Source organism: Pseudomonas sp. Sample_22 (genome assembly GCF_004307635.1).
Taxonomy (GTDB): domain Bacteria; phylum Pseudomonadota; class Gammaproteobacteria; order Pseudomonadales; family Pseudomonadaceae; genus Aquipseudomonas.
Genome location: NZ_RCNY01000031.1, coordinates 145284 through 163582, shown reverse-complemented (window position 1 = coordinate 163582; position 18299 = coordinate 145284). Strand labels below are relative to the sequence as shown.

11 protein-coding genes are annotated in these 18299 nt (G+C 51.3%); 7 read left to right on the top strand and 4 right to left on the bottom strand.

Annotation, left to right across the window (positions count from 1 at the left end):
* Nucleotide 1: 1 nt before the first annotated feature.
* Genes D8U73_RS07805 through D8U73_RS07790 form a run of 4 tightly spaced genes read right to left on the bottom strand, consistent with a single transcriptional unit; the run spans nt 2 to nt 3418 of the window.
* Nucleotides 2-430 (bottom strand): GtrA family protein, encoded by a 429-nt coding sequence (locus D8U73_RS07805; protein ID WP_241668500.1) that lies wholly within the window; start codon nt 428-430, stop codon nt 2-4.
* Nucleotides 431-1384 carry a WxcM-like domain-containing protein gene (locus D8U73_RS29655; RefSeq protein ID WP_130904126.1) on the bottom strand — a complete coding sequence of 318 codons (954 nt, stop codon included), beginning with the start codon at nt 1382-1384 and terminating at the stop codon, nt 431-433.
* Nucleotides 1377-2324, bottom strand: coding sequence for a glycosyltransferase family 2 protein (locus D8U73_RS07795; RefSeq protein WP_130904125.1), 948 nt, complete (start codon nt 2322-2324; stop codon nt 1377-1379). Before D8U73_RS07795 ends, D8U73_RS29655 begins: the two co-directional genes overlap by 8 nt.
* On the bottom strand, nt 2321-3418 hold the full coding sequence (locus D8U73_RS07790) for a DegT/DnrJ/EryC1/StrS family aminotransferase (RefSeq protein ID WP_130904124.1): 1098 nt from the start codon (nt 3416-3418) through the stop codon (nt 2321-2323). Before D8U73_RS07790 ends, D8U73_RS07795 begins: the two co-directional genes overlap by 4 nt.
* Before the next feature lie 327 nt (nt 3419-3745).
* On the opposite strand from D8U73_RS07790, the gene D8U73_RS07785 reads away from it, so the two are divergent.
* The 7 genes from D8U73_RS07785 to D8U73_RS07755 all read left to right on the top strand — a co-directional run bounded on the left by D8U73_RS07785 (nt 3746) and on the right by D8U73_RS07755 (nt 18263).
* Nucleotides 3746-4711, top strand: coding sequence for an SDR family oxidoreductase (locus D8U73_RS07785; RefSeq protein WP_177435518.1), 966 nt, complete (start codon nt 3746-3748; stop codon nt 4709-4711).
* Nucleotides 4711-5739, top strand: a complete 1029-nt coding sequence (locus D8U73_RS07780) for a glycosyltransferase family 4 protein (RefSeq protein WP_130904122.1) — start codon at nt 4711-4713, stop codon at nt 5737-5739. The genes D8U73_RS07785 and D8U73_RS07780 overlap by 1 nt, the downstream gene beginning before the upstream one ends.
* Before the next feature lie 107 nt (nt 5740-5846).
* Entirely contained in the window at nt 5847-7841 is a 1995-nt protein-coding gene (locus D8U73_RS07775; RefSeq protein WP_130904161.1) for a nucleoside-diphosphate sugar epimerase/dehydratase, read from the top strand.
* 723 nt (nt 7842-8564) lie between these two features.
* A complete protein-coding gene (gene wecB, locus D8U73_RS07770; protein ID WP_130904121.1) occupies nt 8565-9719 on the top strand; it encodes a UDP-N-acetylglucosamine 2-epimerase (non-hydrolyzing) in 1155 nt (384 codons plus the stop codon).
* Nucleotides 9716-10978 carry a UDP-N-acetyl-D-mannosamine dehydrogenase gene (wecC, locus tag D8U73_RS07765; protein WP_130904120.1) on the top strand — a complete coding sequence of 421 codons (1263 nt, stop codon included), beginning with the start codon at nt 9716-9718 and terminating at the stop codon, nt 10976-10978. Before wecB ends, wecC begins: the two co-directional genes overlap by 4 nt.
* Before the next feature lie 14 nt (nt 10979-10992).
* A complete protein-coding gene (locus D8U73_RS07760; protein WP_130904119.1) occupies nt 10993-16152 on the top strand; it encodes a methyltransferase domain-containing protein in 5160 nt (1719 codons plus the stop codon).
* Nucleotides 16149-18263 (top strand): DUF6270 domain-containing protein, encoded by a 2115-nt coding sequence (locus D8U73_RS07755; protein ID WP_130904118.1) that lies wholly within the window; start codon nt 16149-16151, stop codon nt 18261-18263. Before D8U73_RS07760 ends, D8U73_RS07755 begins: the two co-directional genes overlap by 4 nt.
* Nucleotides 18264-18299: the final 36 nt, after the last annotated feature.

The window sequence follows — 18299 nt, the reverse complement described above, 5'->3', positions numbered from 1 at the left end:
GTTATTTTTCATTTGGAGCCTGAGAGTCTGTATTCGTCTGCGGTTCGTGTGAGGCTCTCAATACGGTTTTACTCAGAATATAAGTGACAGGCAGAAGTGCTACGATGATTAATAATGGCGCTACTTCCTTTGGTAGCCCGAAAGACTCTACGAGTATGTGGAGTAATGCGGCGCTGATCAGGTATTGAATCAGATACACACTCGGGTATATCAATAATCCTTTCCAGGTCTTCTTAAGTTTGAATACTATCTGTGAATTGAATAGGTATGAGAATAGTATTCCTGAGAGGTAGGCGACTACGTATGAAACTTGATAGTTTATTATTAAATTTAATAACAGGTATATTCCATACGTCAGGGCGGTGTTTAAACCGCCGCCGATCAGGAATAAAATCCACTTGTTTAGTTTTTCATTCTTTAGCGCTAGCACTTATTTGATGCTCGAAGTGATTTTCACAAATTCTGAGTAATCCCGAATATAATCCGCCGCGTCATAGTAGTCAGACGTAAATACCAGCAGCACCGCATCCTCGGAGTACTTGTACTGAATGCCCCACGTCAACGGCGGCAAATAAATACCTTTATTCGGAGCATCAAGCATCACTTCAGCGCGGTTTTGACCGTCATCAACCACGACGGCACAGCTCCCTTTCACGCAGAGGAGGAACTGATGGCAGTTGTGATGAGCATGTTCGCCGCGAGTTTTTTGGCTGGGGACGTTGAATACCAGGAAATAGCGCTTTGGAATAAAAGGGATTTCCTTCTCGAATTCGCCCACCGACAAATCACCGCGCATGTCCGCAACGAATTTGAAGTTGTGTGTGGTGACGTCACCCACCCCAACTCTTGTAATCCCTTCTTGCGACGCTGCGTCTTCAACGAGCTTCGGTTTTTCGCTGTTGTCACTTATCGCGGAGTTCTCGACATAGCCGGTAATCCGCGCAGGCGACCCGGTCACGATTGCATACGGGGGCACGGATTTAGTGACGACCGCACCTGCTCCGACCATCGCTCCCATGCCAATGGTGACGCCAGGAAGGATCACGGCACCGCCGCCGATCGAAGCCTTGTCGTGTATTACGGTTGGCAGAAACGTTTCCGGATACACCTTGGAACGAGGAAACTTGTCATTGGTGAAGGTGACGTTTGGACCAATGAACACATCATTGCCAATCCTCAGGCCATCCCAAACATAAACGCCCGACTTGATCGTCGTTCTGTCGCCGATGACAACATCGTTTTCAATCAGGCAATGAGAGCAGACGTTCACATCCGCACCGATCACAGCCTCAGGGAAAATGACAACATACTGCCAAACACGGGTGTTTTGGCCAATGTTGGAGCTTTTGACATCTGCGCTAGGATGAATCGTCGGGTTAGACATGGCTGATTTGCTCTCGGTTGTTCAACTGTATGCTCACGACTGCCAATGGTCGTTGTTTGGTGTTTTCATAAGCACGCCAGGCGTAGGTGCCCACAAGGCCCAGGCCCAGAAGATTCAAAGTGCCCAGCAGCAAGACCACGACCATGGTGGCCGCGTACCCCGGTACCGCGATGGTGCCGTGTATTCTTGCAATGATGACCATCAGGCCTATTGCGACTGACATTAATGAACCGATCGTGCCCATTTTAATCAGTAGACGAATAGGGTAGTCCGTGAAGGCGAAGACGCTATCCATCATGTATTCCAGCTTCTTCTTGAATGTCCAGGCGGACTTGCCTTCCTGACGAACCTGGCGATCGTAATCGACAAACTTTCTTCGGAAACCTAGCCAGAAGATCAGTGCGATCAATGACGAGCGCGATTCTTCAAGCTTCAGCAGCTGCTCTTTGAACGTGTTATTGCAGCCAAAGATGTCGACGCCACCTTTAGGCATGTCATGAACGACTAGCTTTCGGTAAAGCCCCCAGAACATCGAAGACGCCATGCGGCTCAACAAGGGATCATTTCGGGCATTGCGCGTGCCGATGGCTACGTCGCACTCATCATTTGAAAGGGATTGAAAGAAGCTGATCAGCAGTTCCGGTGGCTCCTGCAGGTCAGCAGCCATCACGCCGAAGTACTCACCGGTGGCCGCCATCAAACCTGTTCGAATCGCCGGGAAGGAACCGAAGTTGCGCGAATGCGCCAGTAGCTGTGCTGCAAAAGGCAGGTTCGGCAGTTCTTTTTGAATCAATGCAAACGATGCATCCGGGCTGCCATCAACGACAAAAACCGCTTCTAATTGGTTGTTCAGGCTCTCATTGATTTCGCTGAGTACCTGAATCAAGCGCGGAATGGATTCTGCGTTTTTGTAAACCGGGATGATGATCGAGTACGTCATGCAGCCCATCCGTTGACGGCTTTGATCACTGCGCTGACTTCATGCTCTTCCATTTCTGGATAGCATGGCAGTGTCAGAATTTCTTTGGCCAGACGCTCGGTGTTGGCCAAGTGGAAGTCGGCATGGACATTCTTGAACACGGGTTGCTGGTAGTCAGGAATCGGGTAGTGAACTTCGGAAGCGATTTGCACGCCGCGTAGATGTTGCTGCAAGGCGTCACGTTTCACGCTCTTGATCACATACAGGTGAGCGACCCAGGCATCGCTGTCGCCTTGCGGGTGAACAATCTCGGGCTGCCTGATTTCAGTGCGATAACGTTTGGCAATCTCGTTGCGTCGCCCGTTGCCTTGATCAAGGTGCGGCAGAAACTCGGAGAGAATAGCGGCTTGCATTTCATCCAGGCGGCTGTTTCTGGCGCCGCCCAACTCCACGCAATATTTGGAGGACCAGCCGTATTGACGCAATTGAGCTACTTGCTGCGCGATCTCGGCAGAGTTGGTGACGACTGCACCACCATCGCCTAGGGCACCGAGGTTTTTTGTCGGGTAGAAACTGAAGCTCGAAGCGTCGCCGAATGTGCCTACACGTTTGCCATGCATGCTGGCGCCGTGAGCTTGTGCGCAGTCTTCCAGGAGTGGAATGCCATTGTCCGCACAGAACGTCGCAATTTCCTGGATTTGCGGGATGGCCAAGCCATAAAGGTGAGTGACGACGACGACTTTGGCGCCCGCTTCAACTGCACGTTTAACTTCACCGAGTGTGACGACTTGGGTATCGAAGTCGACATCCATGAAGGCCGGGACCGCGCCTATGGCCAGGACCGACGTGGTGGTATACATGCCCGCGTTGGCGACCGTAGCGACGATGTCACCTTTTTCGACACCCAATGCCTTGAGGGCCAATTCGATTGCATCGGTGCCATTGGCTACGGTTACGCAGTGGTTGGCGCCCAGATATTCGGCGAAGGATGATTCAAAACGTTTGACCTCTGGCCCCAGGACTACCCATCCGCTGGAGACCACGCGCTGAATGGATGCATCGATCTGATCGCGATATTTTGCAATTTTCGCGCTGAGATTATTGATTTGCTGCATCGATATGCTCCCTTCGAGGCGTAGCCTGCTAAATTAGTATGTATTTTGAATGACTTACCGACGCCACTCATCTCTGCGAAGCGTCTGCGGCTCTATTCATCGAGCGTTTAGTCAAAATTGGGGGGGATTCTATCTCTACCGCGTGTTTGCTCCAACCTGTGTAATGGCGAATTGTGCTGAGACGCAGGGCTTTGTGTTTTTTTTCAGCTGGCTGGCTTGTGCTCCATAAGGGGCAGGGTGAGGCGCTTCGCACAAATTGAGCGCTCAAAATGACGACTTTTCGTGATAGATTATTCCAATGCTATCTATTTTTTGAATTGGTTTGAAATGTCAAAAAAAATACTTGTGACCGGCGCGACAGGGTTTCTGGGAGGTGCCGTAGTCAGGCGTTTGTGCGCTTTGCCGGAAACATCGGTTGTAGCGCCTCTTAGAAATTTGAATAGCAAGTTACCCAAATCCGTAGAAAAAACTCATATACCAAACATTGATCAATCCACCGATTGGACGTCGTCACTAGCGGGTGTGAGTGTGGTTGTGCATTCAGCAGCACGAGTACACGTTATGCACGAGGACCCAGCGCAGTCGCTGGAGATGTTTCGTGCGACTAATGTTGAAGGCACGCTTAATCTTGCACGCCAGGCGATAAAGGCGGGCGTTAAGAGATTGGTCTTTATCAGTTCGATCAAGGTCAATGGAGAAACGACTTTGCCCGGAAGTGCTTTCTCGGCAGATGATATTCCGCACCCTTTGGATCCTTACGGTATTTCCAAGTACGAAGCCGAACAGCAACTTCTGCAACTTGCCAATACGGGAGCGATTGAAGTTGTCATCATTCGTCCGGTCCTTATTTATGGTGCCGGTGTGGGCGCGAATTTTCTGCAAATGATGCGCTGGCTGGTAAAGGGCGTCCCACTACCGTTCGGGGCCGTGAACAATTATCGAAGTCTTGTCTCACTGGACAATGTCGTTGATCTGGTCACGACGTGCATCGATCATCCCCAGGCCATGAATCAGGTATTTCTGGTAAGCGATGACGAAGACGTTTCAACGACCCAGCTCATGCAGCGCCTGATCACTTATCTGGGTGTCAAAACCTGGCTCGTACCCATTCCAGCAGCAGTGCTGGTGTTCCTGGCCGGCTTGTTGGGACGACGTGCAACCGCGCAGAGGCTTTTTGGCTCATTACAGGTCGATATCAAGAAAACTCAAAAACTACTGGGCTGGCATCCACCCGTAAGTCTGGATGATGGATTGAAATCGGCGGCACAGCATTTTCTGGAGTCTCACAAATAATGAGTTATGCGTGGTTTATTCCGGTGGCTGCCGGTCTTTCTTTTTTACTGACGGCGGCATTACGTAAGTACGCGATATCTCGAAGCCTGATGGACGTTCCGAATGCTCGTAGTTCCCATGTGGTCGCGACACCGCGGGGTGGCGGCGTCGCCATTGTCGTGGCTTTCATCATGTCGTTGGTTTTTCTGTACGGTGCAGGACTGACTTCTCCATCGATCTTTTTCGCGATCGCTGGGTCAGGGATTTTTATAGCGATTATCGGTTTTATGGACGACCATGGTCACATCGCCGCGCGTTGGCGTTTGCTCGGCCATTTTGCCGCGGCGACCTGGCTGCTCGTCTGGATGGGTGGATTGCCGGCCATTGATCTGTTCGGCATCCAGGTCGATCTGGGGTGGGCAGGTCATGTGCTGGCTGCTTTTTATCTGGTGTGGTTACTCAATCTCTATAACTTCATGGACGGCATCGATGGCATTGCCAGCGTCGAAGCTATTTCCGCTTGTCTGGGCGCGTGCCTCCTTTACTGGTTGGCGGGTCTCGACACGCTGATTTGGGGGCCGTTGTTGCTTGCAGTTTCCGTTGCAGGATTTCTTTGCTGGAATTTCCCGCCTGCAAAGATTTTCATGGGCGACGCCGGAAGCGGTTTTCTGGGCATTACACTAGGCGGGCTTTCTTTACAGGCGGCGTGGGTTTATACACCGATGCTGTGGGGGTGGTTGATTTTGCTTGGGGTGTTCATTGTTGATGCGACTTTCACGTTAATTCGACGTTTGTCAAGAGCTGAGAGGGTTTATGAAGCACATAGGAGCCATGCCTATCAATTCGCCTCACGTCGCTTTGGTAAACATTTGCCAGTCACCCTAGCGGTGGGCGCGATCAATATTTTCTGGCTGTTGCCGTTAGCCGTTTGCGTTACACACTTTGATATGGACGGGGTTTTCGGAGTCGTTTTGGCCTACGCACCGCTGATCGTTCTGGCTAATAAATTCCGTGCCGGAGATCCGGAAGAGTCTACTGTGAAGAACTAAGCAAGAAGTGATAGGTCGTTAGGTTTAGAGTGATCGCGCAGGACCCATGAGATCTCACCACAATGAAAAAGGGTGCTGATAGGAGGACAGAGGTGTTTGAAGGGTTTATGGATAAGATCAGAGCCTATCTAGTAGGTCTTCCCCGGCGCCGAAAAAGGTTGATTCAGGTTGCCACTGATATTGTTCTGGTCTGGGCTGCTTTGTGGTTGGCATTCATCGTCCGTTTGGGTATCGATGATATGTATAACCCATTCAGGGTACATTTTTGGCTTTTCGTCAGCGCCCCTCTCGTAGCCATCCCGTTGTTCATTCGTTTCGGAATGTATAGAGCTGTAATGCGTTATTTCGGCAATGATGCATTGATAGCCATCATTAAAGCCGTCAGCCTTTCGTCACTTATTCTGGCTGTTGTCGTCTATTGGTACAGCAACCACGAAGCCGTTGTACCGCGTTCTATTGTCTTCAACTACTGGTGGCTCAGCCTCGTCATCATTGGCGGACTTCGCCTGTGCATGCGGCATTATTTTATGGGGGACTGGTTCGCCGGTGCCCAGCACATACCCTTCACCAACCGCGACGATGGCCTCACCAAAGTTGCCATTTACGGCGCCGGTGTGGCCGGTAACCAGCTCGTTGCCGCGCTGCGCATGGGCCGAGTCATGCGTCCTGTAGCGTTTATCGATGATGATCCAAGCATCGCGGATCGCGTGATTGCCGGCCTTCAGGTTTATAAGCCCAAGCACATTCAGCAGATGATTGATGAGTCGGGCGCCAAGGAAATTCTTCTGGCACTGCCTTCTTCGACCCGTGCACGGCGTAGGGAAATCTTGACGTTCCTTGAGCGTTTTCCGCTCCACATTCGAAGCGTTCCCAATTTTACCGATCTGGCCAGTGGCCGGGTGAAGGTCGACGACATCCAGGAAGTTGATATTGCCGACTTGCTCGGGCGCGATTCGGTGCCGGCGCAGCCGGATTTGCTGGAGCGATGTATCAAAGGCAAGGCAGTCATGGTGACTGGTGCTGGTGGGTCGATCGGTGCAGAACTGTGTAGACAGATTTTTAACCTGCGTCCCACAACTCTTTTGCTGTTTGATCACAGTGAATTCAACCTCTACAGCATCTTGTCGGAACTGGAGCAGCGCGGTTGTCGGGAGTCGGCGCCCGTTCAGCTATTGCCGATTCTCGGCTCTATCCGTCATCCCCATAAACTGCTGGATGTCATGAAGACCTGGGGCGTGGACACGGTCTATCATGCCGCGGCTTACAAGCATGTTCCGATGGTCGAGCACAACATCGCAGAAGGGGTGCTCAACAATGTGATGGGTACGCTCAACACTGCCCAAGCTGCTTTGCAGGCAGGCGTTTCCAACTTTGTATTGATCTCGACCGACAAGGCGGTTCGCCCGACGAATGTGATGGGCAGCACCAAGCGCCTGGCTGAGTTGACGCTCCAGGCCTTGAGTCGCGAAATTGCGCCGGTGTTGTTTGGTGACAAGGCCAATGTGTCGCGGGTCAACAAGACGCGCTTCACGATGGTTCGGTTCGGTAATGTGCTGGGATCTTCCGGTTCTGTGATTCCGTTGTTCCACAGCCAAATCAGGTCCGGCGGGCCGTTGACGGTGACTCACCCGAAAATAACCCGTTATTTCATGACCATTCCCGAAGCGGCGCAGTTGGTGATTCAGGCCGGATCCATGGGGCAGGGCGGTGATGTGTTTGTGCTCGACATGGGCGAGCCGGTGAAGATCGTTGAACTGGCGGAGAAGATGATTCACCTGTCCGGTTTGAGCGTGCGCTCCGAAAAGAACCTGCAAGGCGACATTTCGATCGAATTCACTGGCTTGCGTCCCGGCGAGAAGCTGTATGAGGAGCTATTGATTGGCGATAACGTGTCAGCAACTCAACACCCGATGATTATGAGCGCCAGTGAGGATCATCTTCCATGGGATCTTTTGAAAGTGCGTTTGGCGGAACTGTTGAATGCGGTCGAGCGGGATGATTACGTTCTGGTGCGCCAGTTGTTGCGTGCGACCGTCAGTGGCTACACCCCCGATGGCGATATCGTTGACTGGATCTATCAGCAGCGCCGTCTCGAGACATGACTGCTACATCTCCAGTGAAGGCGACACTTTAGCGCTACCAAGTTTAGGAGGCTGCTTCGGAAAGCTGCTTCCTCAAACGATGTCGCTCGAGTGACCCCGTCGCAAGCTCCGTTGAAGTGTGGATGTAGGCTGCGACACTCTTGCCGACACGCCAGCGTCATCCGTTCAGTCGCCCAGCCACACACGTTTCAGATTATTTTTTGAAGGTTTTTACATTTAGAAATAGAACTCCGGGCATGCGATCGAACAGTTTTTTCACTCCTTGATAGGCGTCAGCGTTGCAAAGCTGAAAGCGTTTGGAGAGACACTAGCGCCCGTGGGACGCCTCCTACATGACTTTCTGTTATGTCCCACAGTCAACCAGCTTTACTAGCAGGCCTAAAGTCCTCAAAAAAATTCAGTTTTTTTTGAACCTTTTCAAGAAAACGCTGTTACAAAACCGCCAATTCAGGGTGTCAATCAGCCATCCTTATAGTATTCTGCGCGCCCTGCGATAGAAGATGAATGTTTTTTCATCTTCTCTGCACTAGCTTTGCACGGAATGTGGATAGTCGGCGATGGAATGCCATGCGTGAACCCCCCCGCCTCTACTCTTATATGACCCTTGTTCATTTCTGGCCACCTCTGTTGGCTCCGTGCATCGCCATTCCTTGGATTTGATGATTGCGCCACGTGAGCGACCCAAACTAGGTCAACGTCGTATTTGTAGAGGTAGTGGATTTTGTGACGATCAAGACTTTGTCGATTTTTGGAACCCGCCCCGAAGCTATCAAGATGGCGCCGCTATTGCTGCGGCTCTCTGAAGATAATCGGTTCGATTCGAGAGTCTGTGTGACTGCCCAGCATCGGGAGATGCTAGACCAGGTCCTCAATTTGTTCGAGCTGGTACCCGAATACGACTTAAACATCATGAAGCCTGGTCAGGACTTGACAGATGTGACGTCGGCCATTATCCAGGGGCTAAAGCCTGTTTTCGAGGACTTCAAACCGGATGTAATTCTGGTTCATGGAGATACCGCAACAACATTCGCCGCGACTCTTGCGGCGTATTACCAACAAATTCCGATCGCACACGTCGAAGCGGGTTTGCGCACCAATAATCTGTACTCACCATGGCCCGAAGAAGGCAACCGCCGACTTACGGGCAGTCTTGCTACGTTGCACTTCGCGCCTACGCCTACGTCGCGGCAGAACCTGATCAGTGAAGGCATTGCTTGCAAGGCTATTCATGTAACCGGGAATACCGTCGTGGATGCGCTGCTGGAAGTGGTGAAGAAACTGAACGCGCCTGAATCCATTCTGCTCTCCCAGTTCAAGGAAAAGTTTTCATTCCTGCCCGAGGGCAATCGAATGGTTCTTGTGACCGGGCACCGCCGGGAGAACTTCGGTGGAGGTTTCGAGCGCATATGCTATGCACTACTAGAGACAGCCGAGAGATTCCCACAGGTCGAGTTCGTCTATCCCGTTCACCTAAATCCCAACGTACGTGAGCCTGTCCAGCGCATGCTGTCTGGTGTGAGCAATGTGCACTTGATTGAACCGCAGGATTATCTTCCATTTGTTTATCTGATGACCCGCTCTCACATCATCCTCACCGATTCCGGGGGCATCCAGGAAGAGGCACCTGCGCTCGGTAAACCTGTGCTGGTGATGCGGGACACTACTGAGCGTCCGGAAGCTGTCGAGGCTGGCACAGTCAAACTGGTCGGTACTGAAGTCGAATCCATCGTTAATCATCTGAGTGAGCTGCTGACTGACGAGGACATATATAAAGCAATGAGTTATGCCCATAACCCTTACGGGGATGGAACAGCCTGCGCCAACATTAGTGAGGCATTGGTGAGCTGGAAGAATGCATCTATTGAGGCGGCAGCATGAGTTTTGAAACGGTTTCAGTTATTGGCCTCGGTTACATCGGATTACCTACCGCCGCCGTTTTCGCTTCCCGACGCAAAAAAGTAATTGGTGTCGACGTCAACCCAACAGCGGTGGATGCCATCAATCGGGGAGAGATTCACATCGTTGAGCCTGAGTTGGACATGGTTGTTCATGCAGCTGTGACCGAAGGCTATCTGCGTGCCTCGATGACGCCTGCTCCTGCTGATGCATTTCTGATTGCAGTACCTACTCCATTCAAAGAACAGCACGAACCGGATCTCACTTATATTGAGGCGGCGAGCAAATCCATTGCATCAGTGTTGAAAAAAAATGACTTGGTCATTCTAGAATCCACATCTCCGGTTGGCGCGACTGAACAGATGGAGGCCTGGTTAGCTGAGGCTCGCCCTGATCTCACATTTCCAAGCACCCATGGCGAAGACTCCGATATCCGAATCGCGCACTGCCCTGAACGAGTCCTACCTGGGCACGTCTTGCGAGAGTTGGTCGAGAACGATCGAATCATCGGTGGCATGACACCCAAGTGCTCGGCCGCCGCGGTGCGGCTATACAGCTGTTTTGTCGAGGGTGAATGCATCATCACCGATACCCGCACTGCCGAGATGTGCAAGCTGACCGAAAACAGTTTTCGCGACGTCAACATTGCGTTTGCAAATGAACTGTCGATGATCTGCGAAAAGCTTGATATCAACACTTGGGAGCTCATTCGCCTCGCCAATCACCATCCCCGAGTGAACATCCTGCAACCAGGTCCGGGCGTTGGTGGTCACTGCATCGCGGTAGATCCATGGTTCATTGTCAGCCGTACGCCTGACCTGGCACGCCTGATTCGGTCCGCACGTGAAGTCAACGATAGCAAGCCGCAGTGGGTCATCCAGCAAGTGAAGCTGGCGTTGGCTGATTTTTTGTTGAAGCACCCCGATCTCTCCGCTCGTCAAGTTCGGGTCGCCTGTTACGGTTTGGCCTTCAAACCCGATATCGACGATTTGCGTGAAAGCCCCTCATTGCATATCGCTCGCCAGTTGGGTGAGGAGTTGGGTGTCGAGTTGTTGTTGGTCGAGCCGAATATCGAGAAGCTGCCTTCCGATCTCGCCCAACACCAACTCGTTGATACCGAATACGCCACTGACAGCTCTCATATTCACGTCTTGCTGGTTAAGCATCGTGAATTCAAAAAGATCGCCATATTGCGTGATAGCGCCGTTGTAATTGATGCCGCCGGCGTATTCGCAGCCTGAAAAGAGAATTGATGATGAGTAACACTCAGCTGGTCGAACTGGCTCCGCAAACGGATGCTCCGGCGCCTCTGGCCGACATTCATGACCGGGTCATGGAGGCTTACTACGGAAAGCTGGGTGAGCATTTCATGCGAGAAACCCAGGCGCGTATCCATTGGATATGTGCCCAGGTATCAGGCAAGCAAGTTCTTGATGTCGGGTGTTCGCAGGGCATAGTCCCGCTTTTGCTGGCTCGCGAAGGTTGCTCGGTGACAGGTGTCGATACCAGCCCGCAGGCTATTGCGGAGGCGCAGGACTATCTGCAAGCCGAGCCGACTCACGTCCAGCAGAAGATCACTTACGTGAATGCTGACTTTCTGTCACTGGATATCACCGCCACCGAACCAGACACCATTGTGATCAGTGAAGTGCTGGAGCATCTGGTGCGCCCTGAAATGTTCGTTGAGAAAGCGGCGTCGCTTCTCAAACCCGGTGGCCGGCTGGTTATTACCGTTCCATTTGGCGTCAATGATTTCATCGATCACAAACACACATTCTATTTGCTCGCTCCATACCGGATGTTGAGCAAGCATTTGCGCGTCCTCGAAGTCAAAGTGCTGGGCAAATGGCTTGGGATGGTGGCGCAGAAAGGCGAAGAGGGGGGTGTTGTATCGGACTTGAATCTGAACATCGAACAGATCCAGGGGCTGGAGAAAGCGTTTGAATCGGTAGAGCGAAACTTGAACACCAGCCTGTCGGGTGCCAGACAGCGCCTGGAGGAGGCCAACAATAAGTACCGCGCCGCCACCGAACAAATTGCTTTGCTTAAACCCGAAGTGCAGAAAGTCGCCGAGCTGAAAAAAGCCTTGGTCGTGCATGAGAAAACTGTGGTCGAACTGGGTGACGCCAAGCAGCGCCTTGACGAGGCCAACACGAAATACCGGGCAGCAACAGAGCAGATCCACACGTTGAAGTTGCAAATCAACGAGCTCAATGTTCTGAACGCTGGAATGCGCGAGAGTGAGCGGCAGGCCGAAGCGCTAAAGCATCAACATGAAATCATGCTCGCCAGCCTGGAACAGGAAAAGTGCGCGCTGTTGGCTCAACTTGAACAAGACCAACAGGCGAGGGCTGATCAATCTTTGATGGTCAGCGCTCAGCTTGATGAAGCACGCGCTGCCAGGCAGGCGCTGGAAATCCAATTCAATGCAGCGCAGTCTCAGTTTGAACAAGAATGCGGGTTGCTGGCAGAACAACTGCTGCGGGAGAAAACAAGTCATCAGGCTACCGAACGGTTGTTGAGCACCGTCCAGGAGCAGTGCCAGGAAACTCTTGGGCAACTTGATAATGAGCGGGCGGCCCGTCAAACGTTGGAAGTTCAGGTCAACGATCTGCAGCAGCAGGCTGCGCAGGAACGCGAGTTACTGTCAGAACAACTGTTTCACGAGAAAGCGAGCCACCAGGCTGCCGAGCAGTTGCTGTGCACGACCCAGGCGCAGTGGCAGGACATTCGCGAGCAACTTGAGCGTGAATTGAGTGCCTCCAAAGGCTGGCTGGAAACGGCCAATCAGAAGTATCGAGAGGTCACGGGCAAGCAGATCCCGCATCTGAAACAAAACTTCAACGAATTGCTGGAAAAGACCGCTGCACAGCAAAGAAAAATCGACGAGCTCAACGAAAATCTTGAACGCGCGAACACTCAGCGCCACCTGGCTGAACAACGCTTGATCAAGACACGGTCCAGCATGACCTACCAGTTGGGCTATCAGATCAAATCCAACGCCAGTTCCTTGAGTGGCCTAGTGCGCCTGCCGACTGCGCTGTTCAATCTGTATCGCAAGGCTGCCAAGCAACGCAAACAAACTGCCCAGAAACGCATTGGCGTCGACAACGCATTGGCAGAGCCTGTCGCGCTGCTTCAGGTATCCGCGCAGCCCCATTCGCCACCTGCGGTCGTTGAGAAATCTGAACGAATCCGTAGCACATTGATTAATCAGGCCGACCCGTCCAGAAGCAACTTGAAAGTTGCCTGTGTCATGGACGAGTTCACTTATGGCTCGTACCGGTATGAATGCAACCTCCTGCAGCTCACGCCTGAGAACTGGCAATCCGAACTTGTCGAGTTCCAGCCCGACCTGTTGTTTATCGAGTCGGCCTGGCGTGGCAAGGATGATTTGTGGGGCAGCAAGATCGGTCATAACGCCCAAGAGCTGCAGAGCATCCTGGCATGGTGTGCGGAGCGTAACGTTCCTAGCGTTTTCTGGAACAAGGAAGACCCGGTCCACTTCGAAACATTCTTGACCACTGCAAAACAGTTCGATTTCGTATTCACCACCGACATCGATTGTATTCACCGCTACAAAGGCGCCTTGGGCCACGAGCGTGTTTACTTGCTGCCGTTCGCTTGCCAGCCGGCGGTGCATAACCCGATCGAGTTATACGAGCGCAAAGATGCGTTTTGCTTCGCAGGTGCTTACTACGCTCGCTACCCCGAGCGCACCCGTGACCTGGGTAACTTCGTTCAGGCGCTACCGAAATTCCGGCCGCTGGAAATATTTGACCGAAATTTTGGCAAGGACGATGCCAACTACCAGTTCCCTGCCGAATACCAACCCTACATCGTCGGCACTCTGAGCTTTGATCAGATCGATACCGCCTACAAAGGCTATCGCTACGCGATCAACCTCAATTCAATAAAACAATCGCAAACAATGTTTGCCCGTCGCGTATTTGAATTGCTCGGCTGTAACACCATTACCGTGAGCAACTTCTCTCGCGGTGTGCGCTTGTTGTTCGGTGACCTCGTTGTGACCACGGACGACGGGGTCGAGATGGTGCGCCGTCTCGAGACCTTGGCTGGCGATGAGATTAACAGCAGCAAACTACGATTGGCGGCCTTGCGGAAAGTCATGCAAGAGCACACCTATGCTCAGCGCCTGGCTTATGTGATGACCAAAGTGTTGAACAAGGCTCCGTCTGATGCATTGCCCGAAGTCTGCGTGGTCGCCATTGCTGCCAATAAGGCTGAGCTCACAGCATTGGTCGGACATTTACAGCGCCAAAGCCACGCCAATCTTCGGATGACTATTGTCGTGCGCGACTCGCTGGCTGACATCGGCGAAGTGAATGATTCGCGTCTGTCGCTGTTGACGTTGGAAGACGCTGGGAAAATGCGCCTGGAAGAGATCGTAGGCGATGCGCCGTTACTGGCAGGTATGGTTTCCCAGGACTACTACGGTCCCAACTACCTGTTGGACCTTGTGCTTGCGACCCGTTATAGCCAAGCCAAAGTGATCGGCAAATGCACGTTTTATGAGAACGTAGCCGGCGCAATACAGCTTAAGAATAATGATCAACAGTATCGTTTAGCGGCTGAAGCGGCGGCCCGAAGCTCCATTATCAGCACCTATTTGCAGGCTGATGAGTTGCTGAGTGAATGGGCTCTGTCCTTGTCCGAACGTCGATATTGTCACGAACAGACTCTTGGCATCGACCCTTTCAATTATTGCAGAAATGCGGCGGGCCTCTGTGATGCCAATCTTGGCGACGTCGTTGACGACCTCAAACTGGATACTGGTCTTAGCATCCAGGAACTGCAGGCGCGTGCCGAAGCTATCGAGCCGATAATCGAGGAGCATATCGCACCCGAAATCACTGGCCGCGGTCTCGCCGAAATGTTTGGGCCGGTTCGCAGCAAGTTATTGCAGGCGAACGTAGATTTTGACGCTTGGCATTTCGCTTCGGATCTTGCGGATGGCAAGCACGAATACGTTTATGCGCAGCAGGACCTGAGTATCGCTCAATTCGTGCAGGACCAGCAGCTCAAGCTCTACCTCGACGTTACACCCGGTCTGAACGTGCAATTGGTGGTGCTGTTTCTCGATGCGCAAAAGCAGCGCATCAGCCACGTCATGCAGCACGCGAATCGCAACCATACTTCCGATATTCCACCTGAAGCGGACTTTATCCGCCTGGGTGTGCGCGTTTACTCCAGTGGTCAGGCTGAAATCAAGGCGCTCGTACTGGGACACCGTGATCTTCAGCCTTCAGATATGTTGGCGAAAGCTGATCACTTGCTAGTCACTAATCACTATCCCTCATACGACGATCTGTATCGAAATGGTTTCGTTCACACCCGCGTCCGCGCTTACCAGCAGCACGGGCTCGACGTCGACGTGTTCCGTCTGCGCAAGAATGAATCGGTCAGCTACCACGAGTTTGAAAACGTCAACGTGGTGACAGGTTCACAGTCGACCTTGGCAAAGATGCTGGAAAAGGGCCAATACAAATCCGTTCTGGTGCATTTCCTCGACGCTGAAATGTGGCATGTCCTGAGTCAGCACCTCCATACCACGAAGGTGGTCGTATGGGTTCACGGCGCTGAAATCCAGCCGTGGTGGCGTCGTGAATACAACTACAGCACCGAAGACCAATTGCAACTCGCCAAGCTCGAAAGCGAAAAACGCCTGGGCTTCTGGCGTAATCTGCTGCAACCGATGCCGCTCAACCTCAAGTTGGTATTCGTTTCTCATTACTTCGCTGAAGAGGTGATGGAAGATCTGGGATTCCGCCTGCCCGCAAACCAATACGAAATTATTCATAATCCAATCAACACTGAGCTCTTTTCCTATCAGGAAAAATCGTCTGAGCAGCGCAAGAAAATTTTGTCGATAAGGCCGTATGCCTCGCACACTTACGCAAATGACCTCAGCGTCAAAGCCATTCAATCTCTAGCCCTCAAGCCCTGGTTTAACGAACTGGAGTTCCTGATGGTAGGCGATGGACCGCTGTTTGAAGAAACCCTTGCTCCGCTCAAACAATATCGAAACGTAAGAATCGAACGCGGCTATCTAAAGCAATCCGATATTGCAAAGCTCCATAAGGATTACGGCTTGTTCCTATGCCCCAGCCGCATGGATACTCAGGGCGTTTCTCGAGACGAAGCCATGTCGTCGGGCCTGATCCCTGTGACCAACGCTATCGCAGCTATCCCGGAATTCATGGATGAAAATTGCGGCGTTCTGGCTCCGGGAGAGGACCATCTGGCGATGGCTGCCGGTATTGCGCAGATTGTCGAACAACCTCGACTATTTACAACGATGTCTAAAGCTGCTCGCGCCCGCGTTGAGAACCAGACGTCTATTCTTAAAACCGTTGGTCGCGAGTTGAGCGTTATCAATGAGTGTGACCAGTGATTGAAGGAACTTTCACCGGCGAGGAAGACGAGGTTGCAACAAAGGGCGTTGTGAGAATCGTCATTTTTGGGAGTTGCGTAAGTAGGGATATCCTCAACTACGACGTGAATCACGCATTTGATTTAGCGGCCTACTATGCTCGCAGCTCGTTTGCCAGCGCCTTTACTTTACCGCCTACTGTTGATGTATATAGCGCTAACCTGAGCTCGAAATTCCAAGCGGCGATCATCAAGGCGGATCTCGAAAAAACGCTGTTGGATAAGATCGATGAGTTAAGATTTGATATCTTCCTCATTGACCTGATTGATGAAAGATTTAATGTCTTCTCCGCTGGTAGCGGGGGCATTTTCACGGTTTCAAACGAGTTGCGAAGTGCAGGATTCGATGAGGAGAATGAACCTGGCAGATTGATACTTTCGGGGTCTGAAGAGTATTTTGCTCTTTGGGAAACGGGATGGGAACGATTTGTTAGCCTAATGAGTGCGGCTGGTAATCTCTCGAAGGTTGTTGTGAATCGTACTCTATGGAGCGCCAAAACAAAAAGCGGTAGGGATTTCGGTTCGGCTTTCAATCCCGCGTATATTCGCGAATCGAATATGTTCCTATTGCGCCTTTATGAGCGGATGGGGCGTGATTTGGCACCAAATCAATTTCTACAACCTCCAGTAGAATTGGTATATGGCAATGAAGAACATCGGTGGGGATTGAGTCCCTTTCACTATGTTGATGATTTTTATTTGTTTTTGTTGGATAAGTTGTCGAGTTATCTTCCGAATAAAGGTTCGATGCTTAGGTCAGGCTTGAAGGCCGCCGGTGCTATACATCCGGATCGGGAACTGGATACTGCAGTTTTGTTCAGCAATAGCGCCTCTTTCGTAGGCACGATTCCGTTTGACCAAAAACGATTCAAAGGTAATGCGTCATCAACTCGAATAGAAGATGGGATGAAATTTACCTTTTCAGGTCCGGAATCTAATTATCAAATTCGCTTTGCATTGCCTGAACCTTTATCTGCAAATGGTCTCAGCGTTAGAATGAAACTGTCAGGATGGGATTCACTTGGCTCCGTATCGCTAGGATATGGCGAAGGCCCAAAGTTTATTGGTGTCACAAGCTTTAACCCCAAAACCGAACGCTGGGTGTGTTTTACATTTGCACATTCTGATATGTTGTTTGAAATTCACAATAAGTCTGACAATTTGCAAAGTGGCTGCATATCTGAAATTAGAATCTACCTGAGAGGTGCACCTTCTCCAAACGGCGCAGCTCTTAAAGTAGAAAGTATTTCGGTTTGGAGTGAGAAGCCATTTTCAGCTTTAGAGTATTTGCAAAAGCAAGGCTGCGAACGCGAATACTCGCCTTTATTATCAACGCTGCCTGCGCTTGGTGAAAGATTGTACGAGTACTTATCTGCAAGGTTTCCACACGCTACGCTACAAACAAAAAGCTTCTTTGATAAGGGTACATGCCTTCTGGATGAAGGAGTTTCTTTACCCTGGTCACCCATGACGCGTTTGCCAGAAAACGTTGGTTCTCAGAAGCATCTTGTTTCCTGGCACTCGTTTCACCATGCAACCATATTGATGTTGCATGCAATAGATACCAATGATTTTTCGGCCGTTATGTCGGCACGAGAGTTTGTAAATGACTGGCTTAATCACAGCTTCAAACAACGGTCTGAAAAAGATCATATTATCTGGCAGAGCCAGGTCGCAGGTGAGCGGCTTCTATCCCTTTTAATGCTGTGGAATTGTGGAGTCAGTCACAAGTTTGATAGACGCTTCATGATAAGGCTGCATCACTGCATCTTCGAGCATGCTCGGTTTCTGAGCAGTGATATTACATACTTCTCAAAACATGAAGATACTTTCGCATGTTTACTGAGCCTGTTGACGCAAAGTGTTGCGTTGTACTTGGTTGGTTTTACGATGAAGCACTGGCAGTCTTCCGATTATTGGCGAAAGATTTCACTGGAACGGATCATCGAGCTTTCATCGGCTGAAAAATTTGATAGTTATTGTTTTGGCTCAGAGCAAAGCCAGAGTGCAAGTTATATAAGGCAACTCGTTGCGCTGGCTGGCCAGCTTGGTGATATAGGCCTTAAGTCGTAAGGGGAGCATAGCTGGTAAGATGTGACAACTGTGATA

Coding starts and splice junctions, on each gene's coding strand:
- D8U73_RS29655 (WP_130904126.1), bottom strand. CDS start 1,384: ATGTCTAACCCGACGATTCATCCTAGCGCAGATGTCAAAAGCTCCAAC.
- D8U73_RS07795 (WP_130904125.1), bottom strand. CDS start 2,324: ATGACGTACTCGATCATCATCCCGGTTTACAAAAACGCAGAATCCATT.
- D8U73_RS07790 (WP_130904124.1), bottom strand. CDS start 3,418: ATGCAGCAAATCAATAATCTCAGCGCGAAAATTGCAAAATATCGCGAT.
- D8U73_RS07785 (WP_177435518.1), top strand. CDS start 3,746: ATGTCAAAAAAAATACTTGTGACCGGCGCGACAGGGTTTCTGGGAGGT.
- D8U73_RS07780 (WP_130904122.1), top strand. CDS start 4,711: ATGAGTTATGCGTGGTTTATTCCGGTGGCTGCCGGTCTTTCTTTTTTA.
- D8U73_RS07775 (WP_130904161.1), top strand. CDS start 5,847: ATGGATAAGATCAGAGCCTATCTAGTAGGTCTTCCCCGGCGCCGAAAA.
- wecC (WP_130904120.1), top strand. CDS start 9,716: ATGAGTTTTGAAACGGTTTCAGTTATTGGCCTCGGTTACATCGGATTA.
- D8U73_RS07760 (WP_130904119.1), top strand. CDS start 10,993: ATGAGTAACACTCAGCTGGTCGAACTGGCTCCGCAAACGGATGCTCCG.